Genomic DNA, 22,784 nt, shown 5'->3' on the forward strand with positions numbered 1-22,784 from the left:
ATTTAAGCTCAAGCCATGGCCCCAAGGATAAAAACCAGCGAGCGCATCGTGCAGAACAGCCTGGAGCTGTTCAACCAGCAGGGCGAGCGCAGCATCAGCACCAACCACATCGCCGCCCACATGGAGATTTCTCCGGGCAACCTGTACTACCACTTTCCTAATAAGCAGGCGATCATCGCCGTGCTGTTCGGTGAGTATGAGAGCCTGGTGGACAGCTTCCTGCGTCCGCCACAGGGGCGCGCCGCCACGGTGCAAGACAAGCGTTTCTACCTCAAGGAGCTGTTGTCAGCCATGTGGCGCTACCGGTTCCTGCACCGGGACCTGGAGCACTTGCTCGACAGTGACCCGGAACTGGCGGCCCGCTACCGGCGCTTTTCCCAGCGCTGCGTGATTCAGGGCGCCGCCATCTACGAGGGTTTTGTCGCCGCCGGCATCCTGAAGATGGATCGGGTGCAGATCGAGTCCCTGACGATCAATGCCTGGATCATCCTCACCTCCTGGGTGCGTTTTTTGTGCACCACGCGGGAAAACTCCAGCCACCTCAGCGAACAAGCCATCAAGCGCGGCGTGTACCAGGTGTTGGTGCTGGAGGCGGGTTTCGTCACGGATCAGGCTCGCGATGCGGTCGATGCGCTGTTTGAAGAGTTTTACGTGCCGTTGGCCCAGGCATTGGAAGAAGTATGAAATAACGAATGCAGCAGGATCGAAAACAGCCCATCACAGGAGCCCGTTATGCCCATTGCGCAACTGATCAGCCCGCAAGCACTGGACCTGAAAAAGGACCAGCCAGGGTTGGTGATTCTTGATTGTCGTTTTGCTCTCGAAGACCCGGATTACGGCCAGCGCAGCTACGCACAAGGGCACATCGCCGGCTCGTCTTTTGCCGATCTTGAGCGCGACCTGAGTGGCAAAGTGGTCAAGGGCGTGACCGGGCGCCATCCATTGCCCGAGCCGGCGGACTTGATCGAACGCCTGCAGGCGTGGGGCATCAACGCCGACAGCGAAGTGGTCTTGTACGACGACGGTCCGGGTGCCTTTGCAGCGCGGGCCTGGTGGTTGCTGGCCTGGTTGGGCAAGCGTGACGGCGTGTTTATCCTCGACGGCGGGCTTAAGGCCTGGCACGCGGCGGGCTTGCCCCTGAGCCTGGACCCACCGTCGAGCAGCCGCGGCACATTTACCGGTGTACCGGACAGCGCGCTGATCCTCAGTGCCGAGCAGTTGCAGAAACGCCTGGGCCAACCCGCGCTGACCTTGCTCGATGCCCGTGCCTTGCCGCGCTTCAAGGGCGAGGTTGAACCGATCGACCCGATTGCCGGCCACATTCCTGGTGCGCAATGTGCGGCCTTCACCGACAACTTGGGCAGGGACGGGCGTTTCCTGCCAGCCGAACAGCTCAAGCAGCGGTTTGCCGAGAAGTTGGGTGATCGCTCGCCGACAGATCTGGTCGCGTACTGCGGGTCTGGCGTGACGGCTTGCCATAACCTGTTCGCGTTGTGCTTGGCGGGTTATCCGTTGGGAGCGTTGTATGCCGGGTCGTGGAGCGAGTGGATCAATGATCCTGCGCGGGGCGTTGCCACCGGCGAATAAGCCCTACCCCCCCCCTGTGGGAGCGAGCCTGCTCGCGAAAGCGAAATATCCGCCGACTGATAAGTTGACACACCGCTTTCGCGAGCAGGCTCGCTCCCACAGGGGTAACTGGTTTTCTTGAGCGTTAATAAAGGCGCGCGCTGCGATACGCCCCAGGTCCAACGCCATACACCTGCTTGAACTGCCGGCTCAAATGACTCTGGTCGGCAAACCCCAATTGCGTCGCAACCTCCAGCGGCAAGCATCCCCCCTGCAATAATGCCCGCGCCCGAGCGATGCGTTGCTGCATCAGCCACGTGTGCGGCGGCATGCCGGTGGCGCGGCGGAACACCCGTGCGAAGTGGAAAGGCGACAAATTCACCGCCGCCGCCAGTTCTTCCAGCGAAGGCGGCGCCGTCAATTGTGCCTGCAGCAGCTCCTTGGCCAATTTTACTGCCCGGTGCTCCTTGCCCGGTTTGCCGGCAACGGGAACCGCTGCGTGACGTTGCAGCAGTGACAGCATCAGCTCCCGCCAGGCAGTCTGCTGTTGAAGGGCTGTGGCCGGGCTTTCCAGCAAGCGATGCAACTGACAGAAGCCATTTACCAGATCCTGGTCGCGATACAGCGTGGCGCCGAACGCCGGCAGGTTATGAGTCGGCAGCTCCAGCTCGGCCAGCAGGGAAAGAATCTGCCCGCTGTCGGGATAAAACGCCCGGTACAACCAGCCGTCTTCCGTACCCTTGTGGCCTGTGTGCAGTTCATCAGGGTTGATCAGCACCAGTGTGCCACTGCCTGCCAGGTGTTCGGCGCCGCGATAGCGGTAACGCTGGGCGCCGGCCATGATCATGCCGATCACATAGCCATCATGCACATGGGGGGCGAAACGGTGATCGATGTAGCGTGCCGACAACAGCTCGATCCCGGCCAACGGCGCCGTTTGCCAGAAGTGGATGGACTCGCCCTGGGTGTTGCCCATGGCCTAGCCGCGTCCCACGGTAGTCAGCCACTGCGGAATGCGCCGCTCCAGGTAGTACCCTGGTTGGCGGAACGAGCCATCGACAAATCCGACATGCCCGCCCCGGGCCTGCAATTCGAATTGCGTGCAGGCTGACAATTCGTCAGCCTGCGGCAGGCTGTGGGGAAAAACGAAGGGGTCATCGGCAGCCTGAATGATCAGGGTGGGCGTGCAGATTTCGCCGAGGAAGTAGCGGCTCGATGCGCGGCGATAGTAGTCCTGGGCATCCGCGAAACCATTGAGGGGCGCGGTCACCCGGCCATCGAAATCCCAGAACGTGCGCATGTTTTCCAGCGAGCCCAGCGCAGCGAGTGCCGCGAGACCCTCCTCGCGCCCATCATGCTGAAACTGGCGTTGCTTGTTCTTGATGTAGGCCAGCATCTCGCGCATGAAATGCGCCTGATAGACCTTGGAGAAGCCCTGGCCGATGCGGTCGGCGCACTGGTCCAGGCGAAACGGCACCGATACCGCCACCGCGCCGAGCACGCCGCTGGCACTGCCGGTCTCGCCCAGATGCTTGAGCAGCACATTGCCGCCCAGGGAATAACCGACGGCATACAGCGGTGCGAGTGGACGCTTTGCCCGCAGGTGCCTGATGGTTTCGGCCAGGTCTTCACTGGCGCCGGAATGATAGCTGCGCGGCAACAGATTGGGTTCGCCGGAGCAACCGCGCCAGTTCAGCGCGACACTGGCCCAGCCCTGGTCGCCCAGCGCTTTCTGTATGCCGGCAACATAAGGTGAATTCGACGAACCGGTCAGTCCGTGCAGCACCAGGACCAGAGGCGCATCGACAGTGTGCGGGCCATGCCAGTCAAGGTCGAGGAAGTCGCCATCTTCAAGCCACAGGCGTTCACGCTCACGTTGCAGGTGGGTGGTTTTGCGCCACAGTGGGCCCCACAAGGTCTGCAAGTGCGGATTGCCGAGGCCGAAGGCTGGGGTGAAGCGTTCTGGCGGATGGGACACGATTCGTCTCGATGCAGTGGTGCACGCCTGCATGGAGGCGCGCCCCTTGTACAGGCCGGTCGATTAACCGGCGATCTCTGCCATACGTTGCCATAACGAATAATAGACCCGTCCGGATTTTTGCTCCCGGTGCAGGCGCCAGTTGCCCGGCAAGCCGAGGGTCGAGGGTGCGCTTTCGCTTTCGGTGTACACCCAGGCATCTTCGGCCAGCCACTGGCGCTCTTCGAGCAGCGTGCAAACGGCAGGCAGCAGGTTCTGGTTGAACGGCGGGTCGAGGAACACCAGGTCGTAGGCAATCGCTGGCTGAGTTTCCAGATAACGCAGGGCATCGGCGGTCTGGACCTGGCCGGTGGTGCAGCGCAGCGTGCCCAGGTGCTCCTTGAGGCTGGACACCGCAAGGCTGCTGGCATCCAGCGCTTGGCCCATGGCTGCGCCACGGGACAAGGCTTCGAGAAACAGCGCGCCGCTGCCGGTGAATGGATCGAGCACCTTGGCGCCCGGGACGTAGGGTGCGAGCCAGTTGAACAGGGTTTCACGCACCCGGTCGGGCGTCGGGCGCAGGCCTGGAGCGTCGGGGAAGCTCAGTTTGCGGCTGCGCCATTCGCCGCCGATGATGCGCAGCTGGTTCACACCGTTATGCACGTTGTGGACAGGTTTTTTCGGGCGAGAAGTGGCCATTAATGCTCCGGAACCCCGAGCGGTTGCTCGGTGGGTTTATCAGTAGGGGCCGGCAACGGCTTTTGCGGCACGGTGGGGCCAGCGCTGACGATGACCAGCTTGTCCGTACTGAGGTGTTTGTTCATTGCTGCCTTGACCTGCTCGACGGTCAGGTTCTGCGACTGCTGCATGAAGTCTTCCAGGTGGCTGAGTGGCAAGCCATAGAAGCCAATCGCGCCCAGCTGGCCGACGATATCGGCGTTGCTGGCGGTGGACAGCGGGAAGCTGCCGGCCAGTTCGCGCTTGGCGTCGTCGAGCTCTTTTTCGGTCGGACCGGTCTTGAGGTAGTCGGCGAGTACATCCTGCACCAGTTTCAGGGTGCCTTCGCTCATTTCGGCGCGGGTCTGCAGGTTGATCATGAACGGGCCACGTGCCTGCATCGGGCTGAAACCTGAGTAAACACCATACGCCAGGCCACGCTTTTCGCGTACTTCGCTCATCAGTCGAGTGCCAAAACCGCCACCACCGAGGATCTGGTTGCCCATGGACAGTGCCGCGTAATCCGGATCGTCGCGGTCGATGCCCAGCTGCGCCAGCATCAGGTTGGTTTGCTTGGACGGGAACTCGATATGGCCGATGCTGGCCTTGGGTTCGGCGGGTTGCTCGATCTTCGGCAGGGCCGGACCTTTGGGCAGGGCGGCCGATACCTGCGCGGCAATGGCTTCGGCTTCGGCGCGGGACAGGTCGCCGACCAGCGCGATCACCACGTTGCCTGCGGCATAGGCTTTCTGGTGGAACGCGCGCAGTTGCGCAAGGGTGACGGCCGGAACGGTATGCGCCGTGCCATCACTGGCGTGCGCGTAGGGGTGATTGCCGTACAAACGGTTCATCAACTCGAGGCTGGCGAGTTTGCCGGGGTTCTGTTTCTGGTATTCGAAACCGGCGAGCATCTGGTTCTTGATGCGGGTAAACGAGTCGGCGGGGAAGGTCGGTTTACCGACCACTTCGGCGAACAGCTTCAAGGCGGGTTCACGTTTGTCCGCGGCGCTGAGACTACGCAGTGAGGCAACCGCCATGTCTTTGTAGGCACCGTTACCGAAATCGGCGCCCAGGCCTTCGAAGCCCTGGGCAATGGCGCTGACATCCTTGCCAGCCACGCCTTCATTGAGCATGGCGTTGGTCAGTAGCGCCAGGCCAGGAGCGTCACCGTCCTGGCTGCTGCCGGCGGCAAAGATCAGGCGCATGTCGAACATCGGTAGCTCACGGGCTTCGACGAACAACACCTTGGCGCCTTCTGCAGTGTTCCAGGTCTGCACATCGAGCTTACGGTGGCTCGGGGCCTTGCCGTTGAGTTCAGTCAACGACTGCAGCTTCTGGCTGGCCTTGGCCTTGTCCAGCGCTTCACTGGCAACGGAGTCATTGGTCCTGGAAAAATAGAACGCGGCCGACCCGATCAGGGCGACTGCGATCAGGCCGAGCAGGGCCAGGCGCGGTTTTTTATGTTCACTCATGAGTCGTCTCCTCCGGCAGAACATGGGCGACGCTGAGACGTTCGCGGGTGAAATACAGCTTGGCGGCGTTCTGGATGTCTTGCGGTGTCACGCTTTCCAGTTCGGCGAGTTCGGTGTCCATCAGTTTCCACGACAGGCCGACGGTTTCCAGCTGGCCGATGGCGGTGGCCTGGCTGGTGATCGAGTCGCGCTCGTACACCAGCCCGGCGATGACCTGCGCCCTTACGCGTTCCAGTTCTTCGGCGGTCGGCGCGGTGGTTTTCAGTTGCTCAAGCAGCTTCCACAAGCCGGCTTCGGCCTGGGCGATGGTCTTGTTCTTCTGGCTGTTGGGCGTTGCCGACAGGGTGAACAGGCTGTCGCCGCGGGTGTAGGCGTCGTAGCTCGACGAGCCACCGGACACCAGTTCTTCGCCACGCTCCAATTGAGTCGGGATGCGTCCGCTGTAGCCGCCGTCGAGCAGGGCCGAGATCAGCCGCAGGGCATTGACCAGGCGCTTGTCGTCAGTGGTGGCGATGCTTGGCACGTTGAAGGCCAGCATCAGGCTGGGCAATTGGGTCTTCACATGCAGGGTGATCTTGCGTTCGCCGGGCTCGGCCAGTTCCAGCGGAATCTTCGCCGACGGCACCTCACGCCGGGCGATCGGACCGAAGTAGCGCTGGGCCAGGGTCTTGACCTCGTCCGGCGTCACGTCGCCGACCACCACCAGCGTGGCGTTGTTGGGCACGTACCAGGATTGGTACCAGTGACGCAGCTCTTCGACTTTCATGCGGTCCAGGTCTGCCATCCAGCCAATGGTCGGCGTGTGATAGCCGCTGGCCGGGTAAGCCATGGCCTTGAAGCGCTCGTAAGCCTTGGACATGGGTTTGTCGTCTGTGCGCAGGCGCCGCTCTTCCTTGATGACTTCGATCTCGCGAGCGAACTCGTCGGGCGGCAGCCGCAGACTGGCCATGCGATCGGCCTCCAGCTCGAAGGCCACGCCCAGGCGGTCGCGGGCCAGGACCTGGTAATAGGCCGTGAAATCGTCGCTGGTGAAGGCGTTTTCTTCTGCGCCGAGGTCGCGCAGGATCAGCGACGCTTCGCCAGGGCCGACTTTTTCGCTGCCCTTGAACATCATGTGTTCCAGGGCATGGGACAGGCCGGTCTGGCCGGGCGTCTCGTAGCTGGAGCCAACCTTGTACCAGACTTGGGAAACCACCACCGGGGCGCGATGGTCTTCGCGCACGACGACCTTCAAGCCATTGTCGAGGGTGAATTCGTGGGTCGGTTGCGGGTCGGCCGCCAGGGCCGAAAGGGGCAGGCAAAGTGTGCTGATCAGCAGGCCTGCAGCGCGGCGGGCTAGGGCATTCATTCGTTTTTAAACCTTTGGGGCTGCCCGCTTGTTCTTAGCTTCAGCGGGCGAGAGGGTGCTAGGATACTGATCCGTTTTACTGGCGGCCACGCCTATCAGGCCTTTACGTTTGATCAGGTTGTTTGGGTTTGCGGCAGTAAGCTGTGGTTTATCAGCTAAACTCTGCTTTTTCGCCGATTTTCCGCCATCAGTCCTTAGTGAAATCGTTTTTGCAGGGTGCCTTTTGCACCTCGACAAAATGTTGCGCATGAACAAGCTGGGTCAATCGCAGTCTGTTCTGCATCGAATATTCATTTGCCGGGGCGCCCGTTGGCGCGTCGCTACCGTGAGATAGCCGTCCTCCATGTTTGGTTCCAACGACGACAAGAAGACCCCAGCTGCGGCTGGTGAAAAGAAAAGCCTGTTCGGATGGCTGCGCAAAAAGCCGCAGGAACCCGTCGTCGAACAGCCACAACCACTTCCTGAGCCAACGCCCGCGCCGGTAATAAACGCCGAGCCTGCGCCGGTTGTTTCGCCGATCGCCGAGCCGGCGCTGCAACCGCTTGTCGAGGCAGCGACTGAAGTCGTCGCCGAATTGCCGCTGACCCCGGTCACCGAGCCCTGGTTGACCTTGCCGGTGGCGGAAGAGCCGGTGGCGCTGGTCGAAAATGACTTGGCACCGCACGTGACACCTCCGATTCCGGCGCAGGCGGTTTCTGCGCCTGAGCCGGTTAAGGTACCCGTGGTCGAGCCGGTCGTGGCGCCCGTCGTTGAGGCTGCGCCGCCACCGGCGGTCAATGCATTCGTCCCACCGGTTGCACCGATTGTCCAAGCGCCAGAACCTGCACCTGCACCTGCACCTGCACCTGCACCTGCACCTGTTATTGCTCCTGTTGTCGCTGCCCCTATCGAAGTTCCAGTCGAGCCGGTACGCACCGAAGAAACCAAAGCCGGTTTCTTTGCCCGCCTCAAGCAAGGCCTGTCCAAGACCAGTGCCAGCATCGGCGAAGGCATGGCCAGCCTGTTCCTGGGCAGGAAAGCCATCGATGACGAACTGCTCGATGACCTCGAAACCCGCCTGCTGACCGCCGACGTGGGTGTCGAGGCTACGTCAGTGATCATCCAGCGCCTGACCCAGAAGGTCGCGCGCAAGGAGCTGGCCGATGCCGATGCGTTGTACAAATCCCTGCAAGCCGAGCTGGCGGCCATGCTCAAGCCCGTCGAGCAACCGCTGAAAATCACCTCGCAGAACAAGCCTTTCGTGATCCTGGTGGTGGGCGTCAACGGCGCCGGTAAAACCACCACGATCGGCAAGTTGGCGAAGAAACTGCAGCTGGAAGGCAAGAAAGTCATGCTGGCCGCCGGCGACACCTTCCGCGCTGCCGCAGTCGAGCAATTGCAGGTCTGGGGCGAGCGCAACAAGATTCCAGTCATCGCCCAGCACACCGGGGCCGATTCGGCTTCGGTGATTTTCGACGCCGTCCAGGCCGCCAAGGCCCGTGGCATCGATGTGCTGATCGCCGACACCGCCGGTCGCCTGCACACCAAAGACAATCTGATGGAAGAGCTGAAAAAGGTTCGCCGGGTGATCGGCAAGCTCGATGCCGACGCGCCGCACGAGGTGTTGCTGGTGCTCGATGCCGGCACCGGGCAGAACGCCATCAACCAGGCCAAGCAATTCAACCAGACTGTCGAACTGACTGGCCTGGCGCTGACCAAGCTCGACGGGACCGCCAAGGGCGGGGTGATTTTCGCCCTGGCCAAGCAGTTTGGCCTGCCGATCCGCTATATCGGCGTCGGTGAAGGCATCGACGATTTGCGCACTTTTGAAGCTGAACCCTTTGTCCAGGCACTGTTTGCCGAACGGGAGCGTTCATGATTCGTTTCGAACAGGTCGGTAAACGCTACCCGAACGGTCACGTCGGCTTGCATGAGCTGAGCTTTCGAGTCCGTCGGGGCGAATTTTTGTTTGTAACGGGCCATTCCGGTGCCGGCAAGAGCACCTTGCTGCGGCTGTTGCTGGCCATGGAGCGTCCAACCAGCGGCAAGCTGCTGCTGGCCGGGCAAGACCTGAGCACCATCAGCAACGCACAGATCCCCTTCCTGCGTCGGCAGATCGGCGTGGTGTTCCAGAACCACCAACTGCTGTTCGATCGCACGGTATTCAATAACGTCGCGCTGCCGTTGCAGATCCTCGGTTTGTCCAAGGCCGAAATCGCCAAGCGCGTGGACTCGGCGCTGGAGCGCGTAGCGCTGTCGGACAAGACCGACCTGTATCCCGGCGACTTGTCCACCGGTCAGCAACAACGCGTCGGTATCGCCCGCGCGATCGTCCACCGCCCGGCCCTGCTGCTGGCGGACGAACCGACCGGTAACCTCGACCCGCGTCTGGCGGCGGAAATCATGGGTGTGTTCGAAGACATCAACCGCCTGGGCACCAGCGTGCTGATCGCCAGCCACGACCTGGCCCTGATTGCGCGCATGCGCCATCGCATGCTGACGCTGCAACGCGGCCGATTGATCGGCGATGGGGAGGCCGGCGAATGAGTGCTACTCGCAGTCCAAAGGTTTCCGAGCGCGTGGCCCCCAAGGCCGCCGACCCGCAACCGCAGAAGAAAAAACACGACGACGATGATGGCCCGGATTTCGCCACGCTGTTGCGCGCCTGGATCGAAAGTCATCGCGCCAGCCTGCTCGACAGCTTGCGTCGCCTGGGCAAGCAGCCCATCGGCAGCTTTTTCACTTGCATGGTGATGGCGGTTGCCTTGAGTCTGCCCATGGGCCTGTCACTTTTGCTAAGTAACGTCGAGCGCCTTGGCGGTTCCTGGCAACGCGCGGCGCAGATCTCCCTGTATCTGCAACTCGAGGCCAGCGCGACGGATGGCGAGGCACTGCGCGAACAGATCAAGGGTATCCCTGGGGTGGCCGATGCCGAATACGTCGGTCGGGACCAGGCGCTGGAAGAGTTCCAGCAGCAGTCGGGCCTGGGCGAAGCGCTCAAGGAACTGCCGGAAAACCCGCTGCCTGGCGTGGTGTTGGTAACGCCGACCGAGGTCGACAAGCCAGCTCTTGAAGCATTAAGACAAAAACTTTCCGAACTGCCGAAGGTACAACAGGCGCAGCTTGATCTAGTCTGGGTCGAGCGTCTGGCAGCCATCCTCAAGCTGGGCGACCGATTTGTCTTCGGTCTGACCGTGCTTCTGGTTTCTGCATTACTTTTGGTGATAGGCAATACCATTCGTCTTCATATTGAAAACCGCCGCACAGAGATAGAAGTGATTAAACTCGTAGGCGGCACTGACAGCTATGTGCGCAGACCCTTTCTCTATATGGGGGCGCTGTATGGTTTCGGTGCGGGGATTCTTTCCTGGGGCGTATTGGCGTTCGGCCTGAACTGGCTGAACGATGCGGTGGTCGGCTTGGCCGGGTTGTACGGCAGTGATTTCGCACTGGCCGGCGTACCGGTTGCCGACGGTCTGTCTCTCTTGCTAGGCGCGGTGCTGTTGGGTTATATCGGTGCATGGATTGCAGTCGCACGTCATCTCAGGGAGCTGGCGCCGAAGTAGAATCTTTTTTGCGCGTATTGACCTTGCAGTTTTTAGGGGAACTTGTCTTTCGGTTTCCGGTCAATTTTCGCAGTGCCAATGGCACGAGTATGTAAGTGGGAGGTTTTTTCGTATGACCAATTCTTTGCAGCCTGCATATGCTCTGGTCCCGGGTGCGAACCTGGAGGCCTATGTGCACACCGTCAACAGCATTCCATTGCTGACGCCGGAGCAGGAGCGTGAACTGGCCGAGAGTCTCTATTATGAGCAGGATCTTGAGGCGGCTCGGCAGATGGTGCTCGCCCACCTGCGTTTTGTCGTACATATCGCCCGTAGCTATTCCGGCTACGGCCTGGCCCAGGCTGACCTGATCCAGGAAGGTAACGTCGGCCTGATGAAGGCCGTGAAGCGCTTCAACCCGGAAATGGGCGTGCGCCTGGTATCCTTTGCCGTGCACTGGATCAAGGCGGAGATCCACGAATTCATCCTGCGTAATTGGCGGATCGTGAAAGTCGCGACCACCAAGGCCCAGCGCAAGCTGTTCTTCAACCTGCGCAGCCAGAAAAAACGCCTGGCGTGGCTGAACAACGAGGAAGTCCACCGTGTGGCGGAAAGCCTCGGGGTCGAGCCGCGGGAAGTGCGCGAGATGGAAAGTCGCCTGACCGGTCACGACATGGCCTTCGACCCGGCGGCCGAAGCCGACGACGACAGCGCCTTCCAGTCACCGGCCAACTATCTGGAAGACCACCGGTACGACCCGGCTCGTCAGCTGGAAGATGCCGACTGGAGCGACAATTCCAACCACAACCTGCACGAAGCGCTGGAAGTGCTGGACGACCGCAGCCGCGACATCCTTTACCAGCGCTGGCTGGCAGAAGAAAAGTCCACGCTGCACGACCTGGCACAGAAGTACAACGTGTCGGCCGAGCGTATTCGCCAGCTCGAGAAGAGCGCGATGAACAAGCTCAAACTGTCCATCGCCGCGTAACCCGCGCGAAAGGCAATAAAAAACGCCCCGGTCATCGATCGGGGCGTTTTTGTTGGTGTCCGAAAATTATGAACCGTCGCATACCAATGTGGGAGCGGGCTTGCTCGCGAAAGCGGTGGGCCAGTCAATATGATGCTGAATGACACACCGCATTCGCGAGCAAGCCCGCTCCCACATTGGATCTGCGGTGTTATTGTTCCCAAGGCGCCCGGCGCGAATCATTGAGCCCCACCAGGTAGCTGTCCCCACCCAACTGACTCATCTGCCGCCGAATCCAGCCCGCACGCCGTGCCACGTAAGCGGTGGGATGGCTGGCACTCCATACTCGCGGATTCGGCAATACGGCCGCCAGCAAGCTCGATTGCTGGCGACTGAGACCTTTTGCGCTCACGCCAAAATGATGCCTGGCCGCCGCCTCTGCCCCAAACACTCCGTCATCCCACTCGACGCTGTTGAGGTACACCTCAAGAATCCGCTGCTTGGGCCAGAGCACTTCGATCAACCCGGTAAACCAGGCCTCCAGGCCTTTGCGCAACCAGCTGCGGCCGGACCACAGGAACAGGTTTTTCGACACCTGCTGGCTCAGGGTGCTGGCACCCCGGATGGTGCCACCGAGCTCGTTGTGGGCCAGTGCTTTCTGGATCGCGCCGAAGTCAAAGCCCCAATGCTCGGGAAATTTCTGGTCTTCGCCGGCAATCACCGCGACTTTAAGGTCGTCGGAGATTTCATCCCAGGGTTTCCAGGTACGTTGCAGGTCGATGGGCTCGCCATCGAACCAGGATTCGATCTTGCGTTCGACCATCAGCATTGTTCCGGGCGGCGGCACCACGCGAAAAATCAGCACCAACACTACACTGGCACCCATGAACCAGAGCACGGCCTTGGCGAAACGACGGAAATAGATACGCAGCATAGAGATGGCTTGGCCGAACCCGTTGAGCGGGCCATTATACAGACCCTGTGGATCGAGACTGACTGGAGTTCTTCATGCTGCGTGGCTTTTTGATGCTGGCCGCTATTTTCGGCTTCACCGGTGTCGGTCTCGGGGCGTTCGCCGCCCACGGCCTGAAAAACCGCCTGAGCGCCGAGTATCTGGCAATTTTCCATACCGGCGTCACCTATCAACTGGTGCACACCCTGGCATTGCTGGGTGTGGCGTTGCTGGCTGTGCAGATCCCGGGGCGTCTCGTTACCTGGGCCGGCGCATCCTTTGCCATCGGCATTGTGCTGTTCTCCGGCAGCCTGTACGTGCTGACGCTGACGGGAGTCAGCAAGCTGGGCATCATCACACCGTTCGGTGGCCTGGCGTTCCTTATCGGCTGGCTTTGCCTGGGCCTAGCCGCCTGGCGCTTGCCGTTGACCGCTTGACGCTTGTTGCTGACCTTTAGGTCATGATCGGGCTAGAATGCCAGCCCCAAAAAATGATGGCGGCATTCGACATGCGCATTCAGTTGAACGGTGAATCCTTTGAACTGCCCGACGGTGAAACCGTTGCGGCCCTGCTGACCCGTCTGGACCTGACCGGACGCCGGGTGGCGGTCGAACTCAATCTGGATATCGTCCCGCGCAGCCAGCATGCCGATACCACGCTCAACGACGGTGACAATGTCGAAGTCGTGCACGCCATCGGCGGCGGCTAGCCGCCCGGCCTGCAAGGGCACAGAATTCTGCAAGACCCTCACCCTTAAAGAGGATTCCCCATGAGCATCGTTCGCAGCGACAAGCCTTTTGTTCTGGCCGGTCGTACTTACCAGTCGCGTTTGCTGGTGGGTACCGGCAAGTACCGTGACATGGAAGAAACCCGTCAGGCCATCGAGGCCTCGGGTGCCGAGATCGTCACCTTCGCCGTGCGCCGCACCAACCTGGGCCAGATTGAAGGCGAGCCGAACCTGCTCGAAGTGCTGTCGCCGGATCGCTACACCTTCCTGCCAAACACCGCCGGTTGCTACGACGCCATCGAAGCCGTGCGCACCTGCCGTCTGGCCCGTGAGCTGCTCGACGGCCACAATCTGGTCAAGCTGGAAGTGCTGGCCGACCAGAAAACCCTGTTCCCCAACGTGATCGAAACCCTCAAGGCCGCCGAAACGCTGGTCAAGGAAGGCTTCGACGTGATGGTCTACACCAGCGACGACCCGATCATCGCCCGTCAACTGGCGGAAATCGGCTGCATCGCGGTGATGCCGCTGGCCGGCCTGATCGGTTCGGGCCTGGGGATCTGCAACCCGTACAACCTGCAGATCATCCTTGAAGAAGCAAAAATTCCAGTGCTGGTGGATGCCGGTGTTGGTACCGCTTCCGACGCCACTATCGCCATGGAGCTGGGCTGCGATGCGGTGCTGATGAACTCGGCCATCGCTCACGCCCAGCAGCCGATCATGATGGCCGAAGCCATGAAACACGCGATCGTCGCAGGCCGCCTGGCCTACCTCGCCGGCCGCATGCCGAAAAAACTCTATGCCAGCGCCTCTTCGCCGCTGGATGGTCTGATCAAGTAAGAGCCTTTGATGACTGAATCGAACGACACGCCAATCCAGACGGAAGAAGGCGACGAGCGCCAACACCGCCGCATCAAGAGTTTCGTGATGCGCGCCGGGCGCATGACCGAAGGCCAGCAACGTGGCCTGGAGCAGGGCGCGCCGCTGTTCGTACTGCCCCTGGCCGACGCGCCGGTGGACTTCGACCAGGTGTTCGGTCGCTCGGCACCGCGCTCGCTGGAGATCGGCTTCGGCATGGGGCATTCGCTGCTGGAAATGGCCGCGGCTTCGCCGGAGCAGGATTTCATCGGCGTCGAGGTTCACCGTCCAGGTGTTGGCGCGCTGCTCAATGGCGTGTTGACCCAGGGTTTGACCAACCTGCGGGTCTACGATTGCGATGCCATCGAAGTGCTCAACCGCTGCGTGGCCGATAACAGCCTTGATCGCCTGATGCTGTTTTTCCCGGACCCATGGCACAAGAGCCGTCACCACAAGCGTCGTATCGTTCAGGCGTCCTTCGCGGAGCTGGTGCATAGCAAGTTGAAGGTCGGCGGTATCCTGCACATGGCCACCGACTGGGAGCCCTATGCCGAATACATGCTGGAAGTGATGAACGTCGCACCGGGTTACCGCAACCTCGCCGAAGACGGCAAGTGCGTGCCACGCCCGGCCGAGCGCCCGATCACCAAGTTCGAACGCCGTGGCGAACGTCTTGGGCATGGCGTGTGGGATCTGAAGTTCGAAAAGCAGTCTTAACCCCTACGCAATACCAACTGTGGGAGCGGGCTTGCTCGCGAAGGCGACATAACATTCAACATCATCGTTGACTGTCAGACCGCTTTCGCGAGCAAGCCCGCTCCCACAGTTGTCTTGGGTGTGCTCAGGGGGGGTCAGCGGCGGTCGGCGACTACGCCGATAAGCACCAGCACCACCAACAACACCGGCGCCAGGCTGTAGTTGTTGAACTGGCTCAAGCCCTTGACGATCCACGGCGTGGCGTAGATCAGCGCCGCACCGCTACCCACCATGCACAGCAGCGACATCAGCGGTACGCGCAAGGCGCCGGCGATGCTGCCCAGGCGTTGCTCGACCCAGCCTTTGAAATCCGCACCGAACAGCACCAGCAGGCAACCGACCAGGGCGAGAGCGATTTCCGAGAGGTTGCTGCGGCTCCAGCGAGACGCGGTGGCGAGCAGGTCGAGTACCAAATCCATTCGATTTCCTTATGTCAGAAATTTCTGCAGCAAGTCGTTGAGGAAGAGTTGTCCGCGTTCGGTAGCCGCCAGACGTGACGGTTCGACCTGTAAAAGCCCGCTTTGTTCGGCTTCGCGACGGCTTTCGGCGAGGCTTTCCAGGGTCATTCCAGTGCGTTCCGGATAAAGCCGCGCCTCGACACCTGCGGTCAGGCGCAGGGCGTTCATCAGGAACTCGAACGGCATTTCTTCATTGCTCAACGCTTTTTCGCCAGCCTGGAAGCGCTTTTTCGGGTTCAGGTAGTCCTTCGGCAGGCGGGTCTTCCAGGTGCGGATAATGCGTCCGTCCGGATGGCTGAGCTTGCCGTGGGCACCGGCACCGATGCCGATGAAGTCGCCAAAGCTCCAGTAATTGAGGTTATGCCGAGCCGGGCGACCCGGCTGGGCATAAGCCGAGACTTCATACTGCGCGTAACCGTGTTCAGCCAACAGCGCCTGCCCGGCTTCCTGGATATCCCATAGGGTGTCGTCTTCCGGCAGCGTCGGGGGCTGGTTCCAGAATACGGTGTTCGGCTCCAGCGTCAGCTGATACCAGGAGAGGTGGGTCGGCTTCAGGGCGATGGCTTGGCGCAAGTCGCTCAGGGCGTCTTCCAGTGATTGATCGGGCAAGCCATGCATCAAGTCCAGGTTGAAGTTATCGAACCCCGCTTGACGAGCCATGCCGGCGGCGCGTACGGCCTCATCACCGTTGTGGATGCGACCCAAGGCATTGAGTTTTTCTTGCTGGAAACTCTGGATGCCAATCGACAGCCGATTGATGCCCAGCGCTCGGTAGGCGATGAACTTCTCTTGTTCGAAGGTCCCCGGATTGGCTTCCAGCGTGATCTCGATGTCGCTGGCAAAGGCAATGCGTTGCTCCACGCCTTTGAGCAGGCGACCTAAGGCCTGGGCACTGAACAGGCTGGGCGTGCCGCCACCGAAAAAGATCGAGCTCAGCTCGCGGCCGTAGACAGCGTGCAGGTCCTGATCGAGGTCAGCCAGTAATGCGTCGACATACTCTTCTTCCGGGAGCACGGGGCTGGCGGTGTGGGAGTTGAAGTCGCAATAAGGGCATTTACGTACGCACCACGGGATGTGGATGTACAGCGCCAGGGGCGGCAGCACAGGCAGGGCGGCCCGAGGCGATTGCGCGGCGCCGCCGAAGATCAGCGACGACGCGGAGGATTCGCGGGTCATTTCAAGCCCAGTCGCTGGCGCAGCAGATCCATTGCACGGGCGCGGTGACTGATCTGGTTCTTGTCGCCCGGACTGAGTTCGGCGCTGGAGCAATCACGTTCCGGCACCCAGAACAGCGGGTCGTAGCCAAAACCGTGTTCGCCGCTGGCCTGGGTCAGGATGCGCCCGTGCCACAGGCCTTCGCAGAGAATCGGCAGCGGATCGTCGGCATGCCGCACCAGCGCCAGCACGCAGACGAACTGGGCGCCACGTTCGGCTTCGGGTACGTCTTTCAACACATCGAGCAGCTTGGCGTTGTTCGCTGCATCGCCCTTGCCATCGGCATAACGCGCCGAGTAGATGCCCGGCGCACCGCCAAGAAAATCCACCGCCAGGCCGGAATCGTCCGCCAGGGCCGGCAGGCCGGAAATGCGCGCGGCATTGCGGGCCTTGAGGATGGCGTTCTCGACGAACGACAGACCGGTTTCTTCAGGCTCCACGCTGCTGAACTCGCCGATCGAGCGCAGTTGCACCGATTCGCCGAGCATGGCCTGGAGTTCCTTGAGTTTGCCGGCGTTATGGCTGGCCAATACGAGTTGCGTGAAGTTGATCATTCGCCGGGGAAGAGCTCTTGGTTGAAATTGATGGTGTTGATTTTGTCACCGGTCTGCACCTTGATCTCGAAGGTGCGGGTTTCCTGCTGCGGGACCGGGTATTGGGCGATGTAGTAGATCGCGCCTTGTTCGGTAATCTGCCTGAAATCCAGTGGCACACTTTGGCTGGTCAGGTCCTTGACCGTACCGCTGACCTGGGCCATCTGCGGCTTGCCGTCCTTGAGTACGGAAATGTTGATCACGCCCTGGTTCTTGCTGCGGGTGAGCTGCGCAGCCTTGGCGATGTCCGGCGTCAGGAACGTTGAGTTGAAGGTGTTGTAGTGCACCGTCACGTCGCCGAATTTTTCCTGGCGTTCACCTTTGATCGCGTCGGCAGCCATGGCCGTGACGCTGAGGCAGGCAGTAAGTAGAAGCAGCGCTAGACGACCCATGATCGTTCTCCTCGAAATGTGGTGATTCAGACCGCGACCTTGTGGTCTGCAAGTCCCGGGCTGCTGACGCGGTAAATACCGATCTCACCTAACAGATTAGGCCATAGCTTACTGGCCCACCCGTGCCGATGCTGTTGATCCACGGCCAGCCGATCAATGACCTTGGCTTCACGTTCGCGACATAAGGCTTCAAAGTCCGCGAAGGTGCAGAAGTGGATGTTCGGCGTGTTGTACCAGGTGTAGGGCAGGAACTCGGAAACCGGCATCCGGCCCTTGCTCGCCAGGTACCAGCGGCAGCGCCAGTGACCGAAATTCGGGAAGGTGATGATGCACTGGCGACCGACGCGCAGCATTTCGTCGAGGATCTTGTCCGGGTAGTGCACCGCTTGCAGCGCCTGGGTCATGACCACGATGTCGAAGCTGTTGCTGGCGAAGTTGCCCAGGCCCTTGTCCAGGTCCTGCTCGATGACGTTGATGCCCTTGGCCACGCACTCGGCAATGTTATCCGCGTCGTTTTCCAGGCCATAGCCGGTGACCTGCTTGTTGTCGCGCAGCCAGGTCAGCAGTTCGCCGTTGCCGCAACCGAGGTCGAGCACGCGGCTACCGGCGGGGATCCATTCCTGGATGATTTCCAGATCAGCTCTCATGGCTATCTCACAACGTAATGCGGTTCATGTAATTGCCGAACGCCTGCAAGTAGCGCGGAATCGGAATCAGGAAGGCGTCGTGGCCTTGCGGTGCGTCGATTTCCAGGTAGCAGACGTCCTTGCGCGCGGCCATCAGTGCGTCCACCAGCTCCCGCGAGCGGGCAGGGGAGAAACGCCAGTCGGTGGTGAACGACATCACGCAGAACTTGGCGGTGGCGTTGGCGAAGGTTTTCGCCAGGTCATCGTCGAAGTTGGCCGCCGGATCGAAGTAGTCCAGGGCCTTGGTCATCAACAGGTAAGTGTTGGCGTCAAAGCGCCCGGAAAACTCCTCACCCTGATAACGCAGGTAGCTTTCGACCTGGAACTCGACGCTGTGGAAGTCGTAGTTGAGCTTCTCGCTTTTCAGGCCGCGCCCGAATTTCTCGCCCATGGAGTCGTCGGACAGGTAGGTGATGTGCCCAACCATGCGCGCCAGCATCAGCCCGCGCTTGGGGATCACGTTGTGTTCCTGGAACGAACCGCCGTGGAATTCGGGGTCGGTGAGGATCGCCTGGCGCGCCACTTCGTTGAAGGCGATGTTCTGTGCCGACAGCTTGGGTGCCGAGGCGATGGCCACGCAATGGCGGATACGGTCGGGGTAAGTGATGCTCCACTGCATCGCCTGCATGCCGCCTAGGCTGCCGCCGATCACGGCCGCAAACTGGGCGATGCCGAGGCGATCGGCCAGGCGTGCCTGGCTGTGCACCCAGTCTTCCACGGTCAGCACCGGGAAATCGGCACCGAACGGCTTGCCGGTCTCCGGGTTGATGCTGCTCGGGCCGGTGGAGCCATTGCAACCGCCAAGGTTGTTCAGGCTGACCACGAAGAACTTGTTGGTGTCGATGGGCTTGCCGGGGCCGATGCAGCTGTCCCACCAACCGGGTTTACGGTCGTCGGGGCTGTGATAGCCGGCAGCATGGTGGTGGCCGGACAAGGCGTGGCAGATCAGCACGGCGTTGCTCGCCGTGGCGTTCAGGGTGCCGTAGGTCTCGTAAACCAGGTCATAGGCCGCAAGCGAACGGCCGCAGGCCAACGCCAGGGGTTCGCTGAAGTGCGCCACTTGCGGCGTCACCAGACCAACAGAATCGGGGGGAAAGGCAGCTGGCATCGACCCTGCTCTCGTTGAAATGAGGCGTAAGTCTAAAGACCGCTGGGGTTAGCGGCAAGCAAAGGCCGGGCCTGATTTCATCCAGCTAGACCGAGGTGCGCCATTCGCGAGCAAGCCCGCTCCCACATGGGAATGCAACCTCCTGTGGGAGCGGGCTTGCTCGCGAAGAACGATAACGCGGTCTCAGATCAGGCCAAACAGTTCTTTTGGCATCAGCGCGTAGTAAGCCAGGCGCGGAATCAGCCAGCTCTGCAGCAACTGCAGTGCGATGAAGGCGAAGATCGGCGAGATGTCGAGGCCGCCCAGGTTCGGAATGATCCGGCGGAACGGCGCGAGCACCGGTTCAGTGATCTGCTGGACCAGTTCTGCGCCTGGATTGTGGCTACCCGGAGCGACCCAGGACAGAATCACGCTGATGATCATTGCCCAGAACAGGATCTTCAAAAACAGCGCGAAGATGCCGATCAGCGCCCAGGGGGCCAGGAACAGTACATCGACCGAGTAACCACTGAGCAGCAGGATGACCGCGAACAGCGCCATTTGCACGACCAGGGCCAGCACCAGAGAGGACATGTCCAGCCCGAACATGCTCGGGATAACCCGGCGCAGCGGCTTTAGCAGCGGTTGCGTGGCCTTGACGGCGAATTGGCAGAGCGGGTTGTAGAAGTTCGCCCGCACCAATTGCAGGATGAAACGCAGCAACACGATCAAAAGATACAGGCTGCCCAAGGTCTGGATCACAAAAATGGCAGCGTCATTGAGTCCGAGCATTGTTGATTCCTTATTAAGTGCTGATTAGCGACCGAGTTGCTCAGCCATCTCGGCCGAACGATGCGCAGCGGCGCCCAGGGCTTTTTCGACCAGTGCTTCGAAGCCATTGGCCTGGAACGATTTGATCGCGGCTTCGGTCGTGCCGGCAGGCGAAGTGACGCGGCGACGCAGCTCGGCGGCGTCGACGTCGCTGGACACCGCCATGTGGGCGGCGCCCAAGGCGGTTTGCAAGGTCAGTTGCGCGGCGATGTCTGCCGGCAGGCCGAGCTTCACGCCGGCGGCGGTCATGGCTTCGATCAGCAGGAAAAAGTACGCAGGGCCCGAGCCGGAAACGGCGGTGACCGCATCCAGCTGTTGTTCCTCGTCCAGCCACAGGGCAACACCAACCGCCGATAGCAGCTCTTGAGCTTGCTGGCGCTGTTCGGCGGTTACCTGATCGGTGGCGAACAGGCCGCTCACGCCCTGACGCAGCAGTGCCGGCGTGTTGGGCATGCAGCGCACGATTGGCTGGGCGCCGAGCCAGTTGTTCATGCTGGCGCAGGTAATGCCGGCGGCAATCGATACCACCAGTTGCCCGGGTTTCAGGCTTGGGCGAAGGGCTTCACAGACAGCCTTCATCGCCTGGGGCTTGACCGCCAGCACGACCACATCGGCGCCCTCGATGGCCTGGGCATTGTCGGCGAATACTTCGATGCCGAGTTCGGCGCTCACGCGGGCACGGGTTTCTTCTCCCGGATCGCTGGCGCGGATCTGCGCCGCTTCCAGGCCTTTGGCCCGCAGGCCGCCGATCAGGCTGGCGGCCATGTTGCCGGCACCGATAAAGGCAATACGTGTCTTGCTCATGTCAGGTCCTTATAAAGGGGGTCAAGGTTGACCGTAATCTCTGGCGCCAAACAGGGCCGTACCGACACGGACCCAAGTGGCACCCTGGGCGATCGCTGACTCAAGGTCGTGGCTCATCCCCATGGAAAGTGTGTCGAGGGGCAAGTTCAGGCTGGCCTGCAGGCTTTGTACGGCAGCAAAGGCGGCATCCTGGGCGGCACGGTCTTCGGTCGGCTCGGGAATTGCCATCAGCCCGCGCAACTTCAGGCGCGGCAAGGCGCTGATCGCATTGGCCAGGGCCGGCAGGTCCTGCGGTGTGCAGCCGGACTTGCTGGCTTCACCGCTGACGTTGACCTGGATGCAGATGTTCAAGGGCGGCAGATCGGCAGGGCGTTGTTCGGACAGGCGTTGCGCGATTTTCAGGCGATCCACGGAATGCACCCAGGCGAAGTGCTCGGCGATTGCGCGAGTCTTGTTCGATTGAATGGGGCCGATGAAGTGCCAGATCAAGGGCAGGTCGGTCAATTCCGCCTGCTTGCTCAATGCCTCCTGCAGGTAGTTCTCGCCAAAATCGCGCAGGCCCGCGGCATAGGCTTCACGCAGCGCCTGGGCGGGTTTGGTCTTGCTGACGGCCAGCAACTGGACGCTGTTTTCATCGCGGTGGGCGGCGAGGGCGGCGGCACGAATACGTGAACCAACCCGTTCAATGTTGTCTGCTATCGTGGACATTCAAGAGGCGCCAGCGGTCTGAGGTTGGCGGCATTCTACTGGAATTGAGGGGTGCTATGGATATCACTGAGTTGCTGGCGTTCAGCGCCAAACAAGGCGCATCCGACCTGCATTTGTCGGCAGGCCTGCCGCCGATGATCCGTGTCGATGGCGATGTGCGGCGCATCAACTTGCCGGCCTTGGAGCACAAGGAGGTGCAGGCGCTGATCTACGACATCATGAACGACAACCAGCGGGTGGCCTTTGAAAAGCACCTGGAAACCGACTTTTCCTTTGAGGTGCCCGGCGTCGCGCGATTCCGGGTCAATGCCTTCAATCAGAGTCGAGGCGCTGGAGCGGTTTTCCGCACGATCCCGTCCAGGGTCCAGAGCATGGAAGAGCTGGGCATGGGCGAGGTGTTCCGCAAGATGACCGATGCGCCACGTGGCCTGGTCCTGGTGACAGGCCCGACGGGGTCCGGCAAGTCCACCACCCTGGCAGCGATGATCGATTACCTGAACAGCCACCGCCATCACCACATCCTCACTATCGAAGACCCTATCGAGTTCGTTCACGAATCGCGCAAATGCCTGATCAATCAGCGTGAAGTTCATCGTGATACCCGCAGTTTCGCCACCGCCTTGCGTTCGGCCCTGCGCGAAGACCCGGACGTGATCCTGGTGGGGGAAATGCGTGACCTGGAAACCATCCGCTTGGCATTGACCGCTGCCGAGACTGGCCATTTGGTGTTCGGCACGCTGCACACGACCTCGGCGGCGAAAACCATTGACCGGATCATCGACGTATTCCCCGGGGACGAGAAGTCGATGGTGCGTTCGATGCTTTCCGAGTCATTGCTGGCGGTGGTGTCCCAGACCCTGGTCAAGAAGATCGGGGGAGGGCGGGTCGCAGCCCACGAGATCATGCTCGGGACATCGGCAATCCGTAACCTGATCCGTGAAGACAAGGTGGCACAGATGTATTCGTCGATTCAGGCGGGCGGGTCGCTGGGGATGCAGACGCTGGATATGGGCCTGAGGGACCTGGTGACCAAGGGCTTGGTCAGTCGCGAGCAGGCGCGGGAGAAGGCGCGGTCGCCAGATAATTTCTGATGGCGTTTAAAGCAAAAGATCGCAGCCTGCGGCAGCTCCTACAGGGAAACGCGAGTCCCTGTGTAGGAGCTGCCGCAG

At 61.1% G+C, this 22,784-nt stretch carries 26 protein-coding genes; 11 read left to right on the forward strand and 15 right to left on the reverse strand.

From position 1 onward, the window contains the following. Nucleotides 1-15 precede the first annotated feature (15 nt). The gene (locus QLG10_RS27470) at nucleotides 16-684 is read left to right on the forward strand and encodes a TetR/AcrR family transcriptional regulator (RefSeq protein ID WP_110750244.1); all 669 of its coding nucleotides are present in this window, start codon (nucleotides 16-18) and stop codon (nucleotides 682-684) included. A 48-nt stretch (nucleotides 685-732) separates the two neighbouring features. After that, nucleotides 733-1,587, forward strand: a complete 855-nt coding sequence (locus QLG10_RS27475; protein ID WP_282488345.1) for a sulfurtransferase — start codon at nucleotides 733-735, stop codon at nucleotides 1,585-1,587. A 124-nt stretch (nucleotides 1,588-1,711) separates the two neighbouring features. On the opposite strand, the gene QLG10_RS27480 is transcribed toward QLG10_RS27475, so the two are convergent. From QLG10_RS27480 to QLG10_RS27500, 5 genes are all read right to left on the reverse strand, one after another. Continuing rightward, nucleotides 1,712-2,542 carry an AraC family transcriptional regulator gene (locus QLG10_RS27480; RefSeq protein WP_282488346.1) on the reverse strand — a complete coding sequence of 277 codons (831 nt, stop codon included), beginning with the start codon at nucleotides 2,540-2,542 and terminating at the stop codon, nucleotides 1,712-1,714. 3 nt (nucleotides 2,543-2,545) lie between these two features. Continuing rightward, a complete protein-coding gene (locus QLG10_RS27485; protein ID WP_110750251.1) occupies nucleotides 2,546-3,544 on the reverse strand; it encodes a hydrolase in 999 nt (332 codons plus the stop codon). Between the two features lie 63 nt (nucleotides 3,545-3,607). Next, the gene (gene rsmD, locus QLG10_RS27490) at nucleotides 3,608-4,222 is read right to left on the reverse strand and encodes a 16S rRNA (guanine(966)-N(2))-methyltransferase RsmD (protein WP_110750253.1); all 615 of its coding nucleotides are present in this window, start codon (nucleotides 4,220-4,222) and stop codon (nucleotides 3,608-3,610) included. Continuing rightward, nucleotides 4,222-5,712 (reverse strand): pitrilysin family protein, encoded by a 1,491-nt coding sequence (locus QLG10_RS27495; RefSeq protein WP_110750255.1) that lies wholly within the window; start codon nucleotides 5,710-5,712, stop codon nucleotides 4,222-4,224. Before QLG10_RS27495 ends, rsmD begins: the two co-directional genes overlap by 1 nt. Beyond that, nucleotides 5,705-7,060 (reverse strand): pitrilysin family protein, encoded by a 1,356-nt coding sequence (locus QLG10_RS27500; RefSeq protein WP_188263433.1) that lies wholly within the window; start codon nucleotides 7,058-7,060, stop codon nucleotides 5,705-5,707. Before QLG10_RS27500 ends, QLG10_RS27495 begins: the two co-directional genes overlap by 8 nt. Nucleotides 7,061-7,403: 343 nt before the next feature. Between QLG10_RS27500 and ftsY the strand changes: the two genes are divergently transcribed. The 4 genes from ftsY (at nucleotide 7,404) to rpoH (ending at nucleotide 11,572) form a co-directional block, all read left to right on the forward strand. Beyond that, on the forward strand, nucleotides 7,404-8,918 hold the full coding sequence (gene ftsY / locus QLG10_RS27505; protein WP_282488347.1) for a signal recognition particle-docking protein FtsY: 1,515 nt from the start codon (nucleotides 7,404-7,406) through the stop codon (nucleotides 8,916-8,918). Next, nucleotides 8,915-9,586 (forward strand): cell division ATP-binding protein FtsE, encoded by a 672-nt coding sequence (gene ftsE / locus QLG10_RS27510; RefSeq protein ID WP_008065082.1) that lies wholly within the window; start codon nucleotides 8,915-8,917, stop codon nucleotides 9,584-9,586. Before ftsY ends, ftsE begins: the two co-directional genes overlap by 4 nt. Continuing rightward, nucleotides 9,583-10,605 (forward strand): permease-like cell division protein FtsX, encoded by a 1,023-nt coding sequence (ftsX, locus tag QLG10_RS27515; RefSeq protein ID WP_020797361.1) that lies wholly within the window; start codon nucleotides 9,583-9,585, stop codon nucleotides 10,603-10,605. Before ftsE ends, ftsX begins: the two co-directional genes overlap by 4 nt. 112 nt (nucleotides 10,606-10,717) lie before the next feature. Further along, a complete protein-coding gene (rpoH, locus tag QLG10_RS27520) occupies nucleotides 10,718-11,572 on the forward strand; it encodes an RNA polymerase sigma factor RpoH (RefSeq protein WP_008065085.1) in 855 nt (284 codons plus the stop codon). 190 nt (nucleotides 11,573-11,762) lie between these two features. On the opposite strand, the gene mtgA is transcribed toward rpoH, so the two are convergent. Further along, entirely contained in the window at nucleotides 11,763-12,485 is a 723-nt protein-coding gene (gene mtgA / locus QLG10_RS27525) for a monofunctional biosynthetic peptidoglycan transglycosylase (protein ID WP_110750262.1), read from the reverse strand. A gap of 74 nt (nucleotides 12,486-12,559) precedes the next feature. Here mtgA and QLG10_RS27530 point away from each other — a divergent pair, with 74 nt between their 5' ends. The 4 genes from QLG10_RS27530 to trmB all read left to right on the forward strand — a co-directional run bounded on the left by QLG10_RS27530 (nucleotide 12,560) and on the right by trmB (nucleotide 14,802). Further along, on the forward strand, nucleotides 12,560-12,940 hold the full coding sequence (locus QLG10_RS27530; RefSeq protein ID WP_282488348.1) for a DUF423 domain-containing protein: 381 nt from the start codon (nucleotides 12,560-12,562) through the stop codon (nucleotides 12,938-12,940). Between the two features lie 71 nt (nucleotides 12,941-13,011). Next, on the forward strand, nucleotides 13,012-13,212 hold the full coding sequence (gene thiS / locus QLG10_RS27535; RefSeq protein ID WP_007953386.1) for a sulfur carrier protein ThiS: 201 nt from the start codon (nucleotides 13,012-13,014) through the stop codon (nucleotides 13,210-13,212). A 60-nt stretch (nucleotides 13,213-13,272) separates the two neighbouring features. Continuing rightward, nucleotides 13,273-14,067, forward strand: coding sequence for a thiazole synthase (locus QLG10_RS27540; RefSeq protein ID WP_020797366.1), 795 nt, complete (start codon nucleotides 13,273-13,275; stop codon nucleotides 14,065-14,067). Nucleotides 14,068-14,076: 9 nt separating this feature from the next. Then, nucleotides 14,077-14,802, forward strand: a complete 726-nt coding sequence (gene trmB, locus QLG10_RS27545; protein ID WP_282488349.1) for a tRNA (guanosine(46)-N7)-methyltransferase TrmB — start codon at nucleotides 14,077-14,079, stop codon at nucleotides 14,800-14,802. Between the two features lie 134 nt (nucleotides 14,803-14,936). Here the strand turns inward: trmB and QLG10_RS27550 are convergent, their stop codons facing one another. From QLG10_RS27550 to QLG10_RS27590, 9 genes are all read right to left on the reverse strand, one after another. After that, nucleotides 14,937-15,260 carry a DUF3392 domain-containing protein gene (locus QLG10_RS27550; protein ID WP_020797368.1) on the reverse strand — a complete coding sequence of 108 codons (324 nt, stop codon included), beginning with the start codon at nucleotides 15,258-15,260 and terminating at the stop codon, nucleotides 14,937-14,939. Between the two features lie 9 nt (nucleotides 15,261-15,269). Continuing rightward, on the reverse strand, nucleotides 15,270-16,475 hold the full coding sequence (hemW, locus tag QLG10_RS27555; protein WP_282488350.1) for a radical SAM family heme chaperone HemW: 1,206 nt from the start codon (nucleotides 16,473-16,475) through the stop codon (nucleotides 15,270-15,272). Continuing rightward, nucleotides 16,472-17,068, reverse strand: a complete 597-nt coding sequence (rdgB, locus tag QLG10_RS27560; protein ID WP_033043028.1) for an RdgB/HAM1 family non-canonical purine NTP pyrophosphatase — start codon at nucleotides 17,066-17,068, stop codon at nucleotides 16,472-16,474. Before rdgB ends, hemW begins: the two co-directional genes overlap by 4 nt. Continuing rightward, nucleotides 17,065-17,499: a DUF4426 domain-containing protein gene (locus QLG10_RS27565; RefSeq protein ID WP_110750270.1), complete on the reverse strand. Its 435-nt coding sequence runs from the start codon at nucleotides 17,497-17,499 to the stop codon at nucleotides 17,065-17,067. The genes rdgB and QLG10_RS27565 overlap by 4 nt, the downstream gene beginning before the upstream one ends. A 26-nt stretch (nucleotides 17,500-17,525) precedes the next feature. Next, nucleotides 17,526-18,146, reverse strand: coding sequence for a methionine biosynthesis protein MetW (gene metW, locus QLG10_RS27570; RefSeq protein WP_077046059.1), 621 nt, complete (start codon nucleotides 18,144-18,146; stop codon nucleotides 17,526-17,528). Nucleotides 18,147-18,153: 7 nt separating this feature from the next. Beyond that, nucleotides 18,154-19,293 (reverse strand): homoserine O-acetyltransferase, encoded by a 1,140-nt coding sequence (locus QLG10_RS27575; RefSeq protein ID WP_188263436.1) that lies wholly within the window; start codon nucleotides 19,291-19,293, stop codon nucleotides 18,154-18,156. Between the two features lie 183 nt (nucleotides 19,294-19,476). Beyond that, on the reverse strand, nucleotides 19,477-20,064 hold the full coding sequence (locus tag QLG10_RS27580) for a YggT family protein (RefSeq protein WP_110750274.1): 588 nt from the start codon (nucleotides 20,062-20,064) through the stop codon (nucleotides 19,477-19,479). A 24-nt stretch (nucleotides 20,065-20,088) separates the two neighbouring features. Continuing rightward, nucleotides 20,089-20,907, reverse strand: a complete 819-nt coding sequence (proC, locus tag QLG10_RS27585) for a pyrroline-5-carboxylate reductase (protein ID WP_188263437.1) — start codon at nucleotides 20,905-20,907, stop codon at nucleotides 20,089-20,091. Nucleotides 20,908-20,928: 21 nt separating this feature from the next. Then, on the reverse strand, nucleotides 20,929-21,615 hold the full coding sequence (locus QLG10_RS27590; protein ID WP_188263438.1) for a YggS family pyridoxal phosphate-dependent enzyme: 687 nt from the start codon (nucleotides 21,613-21,615) through the stop codon (nucleotides 20,929-20,931). Between the two features lie 56 nt (nucleotides 21,616-21,671). Between QLG10_RS27590 and QLG10_RS27595 the strand changes: the two genes are divergently transcribed. Beyond that, nucleotides 21,672-22,706 (forward strand): type IV pilus twitching motility protein PilT, encoded by a 1,035-nt coding sequence (locus QLG10_RS27595; protein ID WP_188263439.1) that lies wholly within the window; start codon nucleotides 21,672-21,674, stop codon nucleotides 22,704-22,706. The last annotated feature ends 78 nt before the right edge of the window (nucleotides 22,707-22,784 follow it).

The sequence above is a fragment of the Pseudomonas sp. V98_8 genome (assembly GCF_029967975.1).
GTDB lineage: Bacteria > Pseudomonadota > Gammaproteobacteria > Pseudomonadales > Pseudomonadaceae > Aquipseudomonas > Aquipseudomonas umsongensis.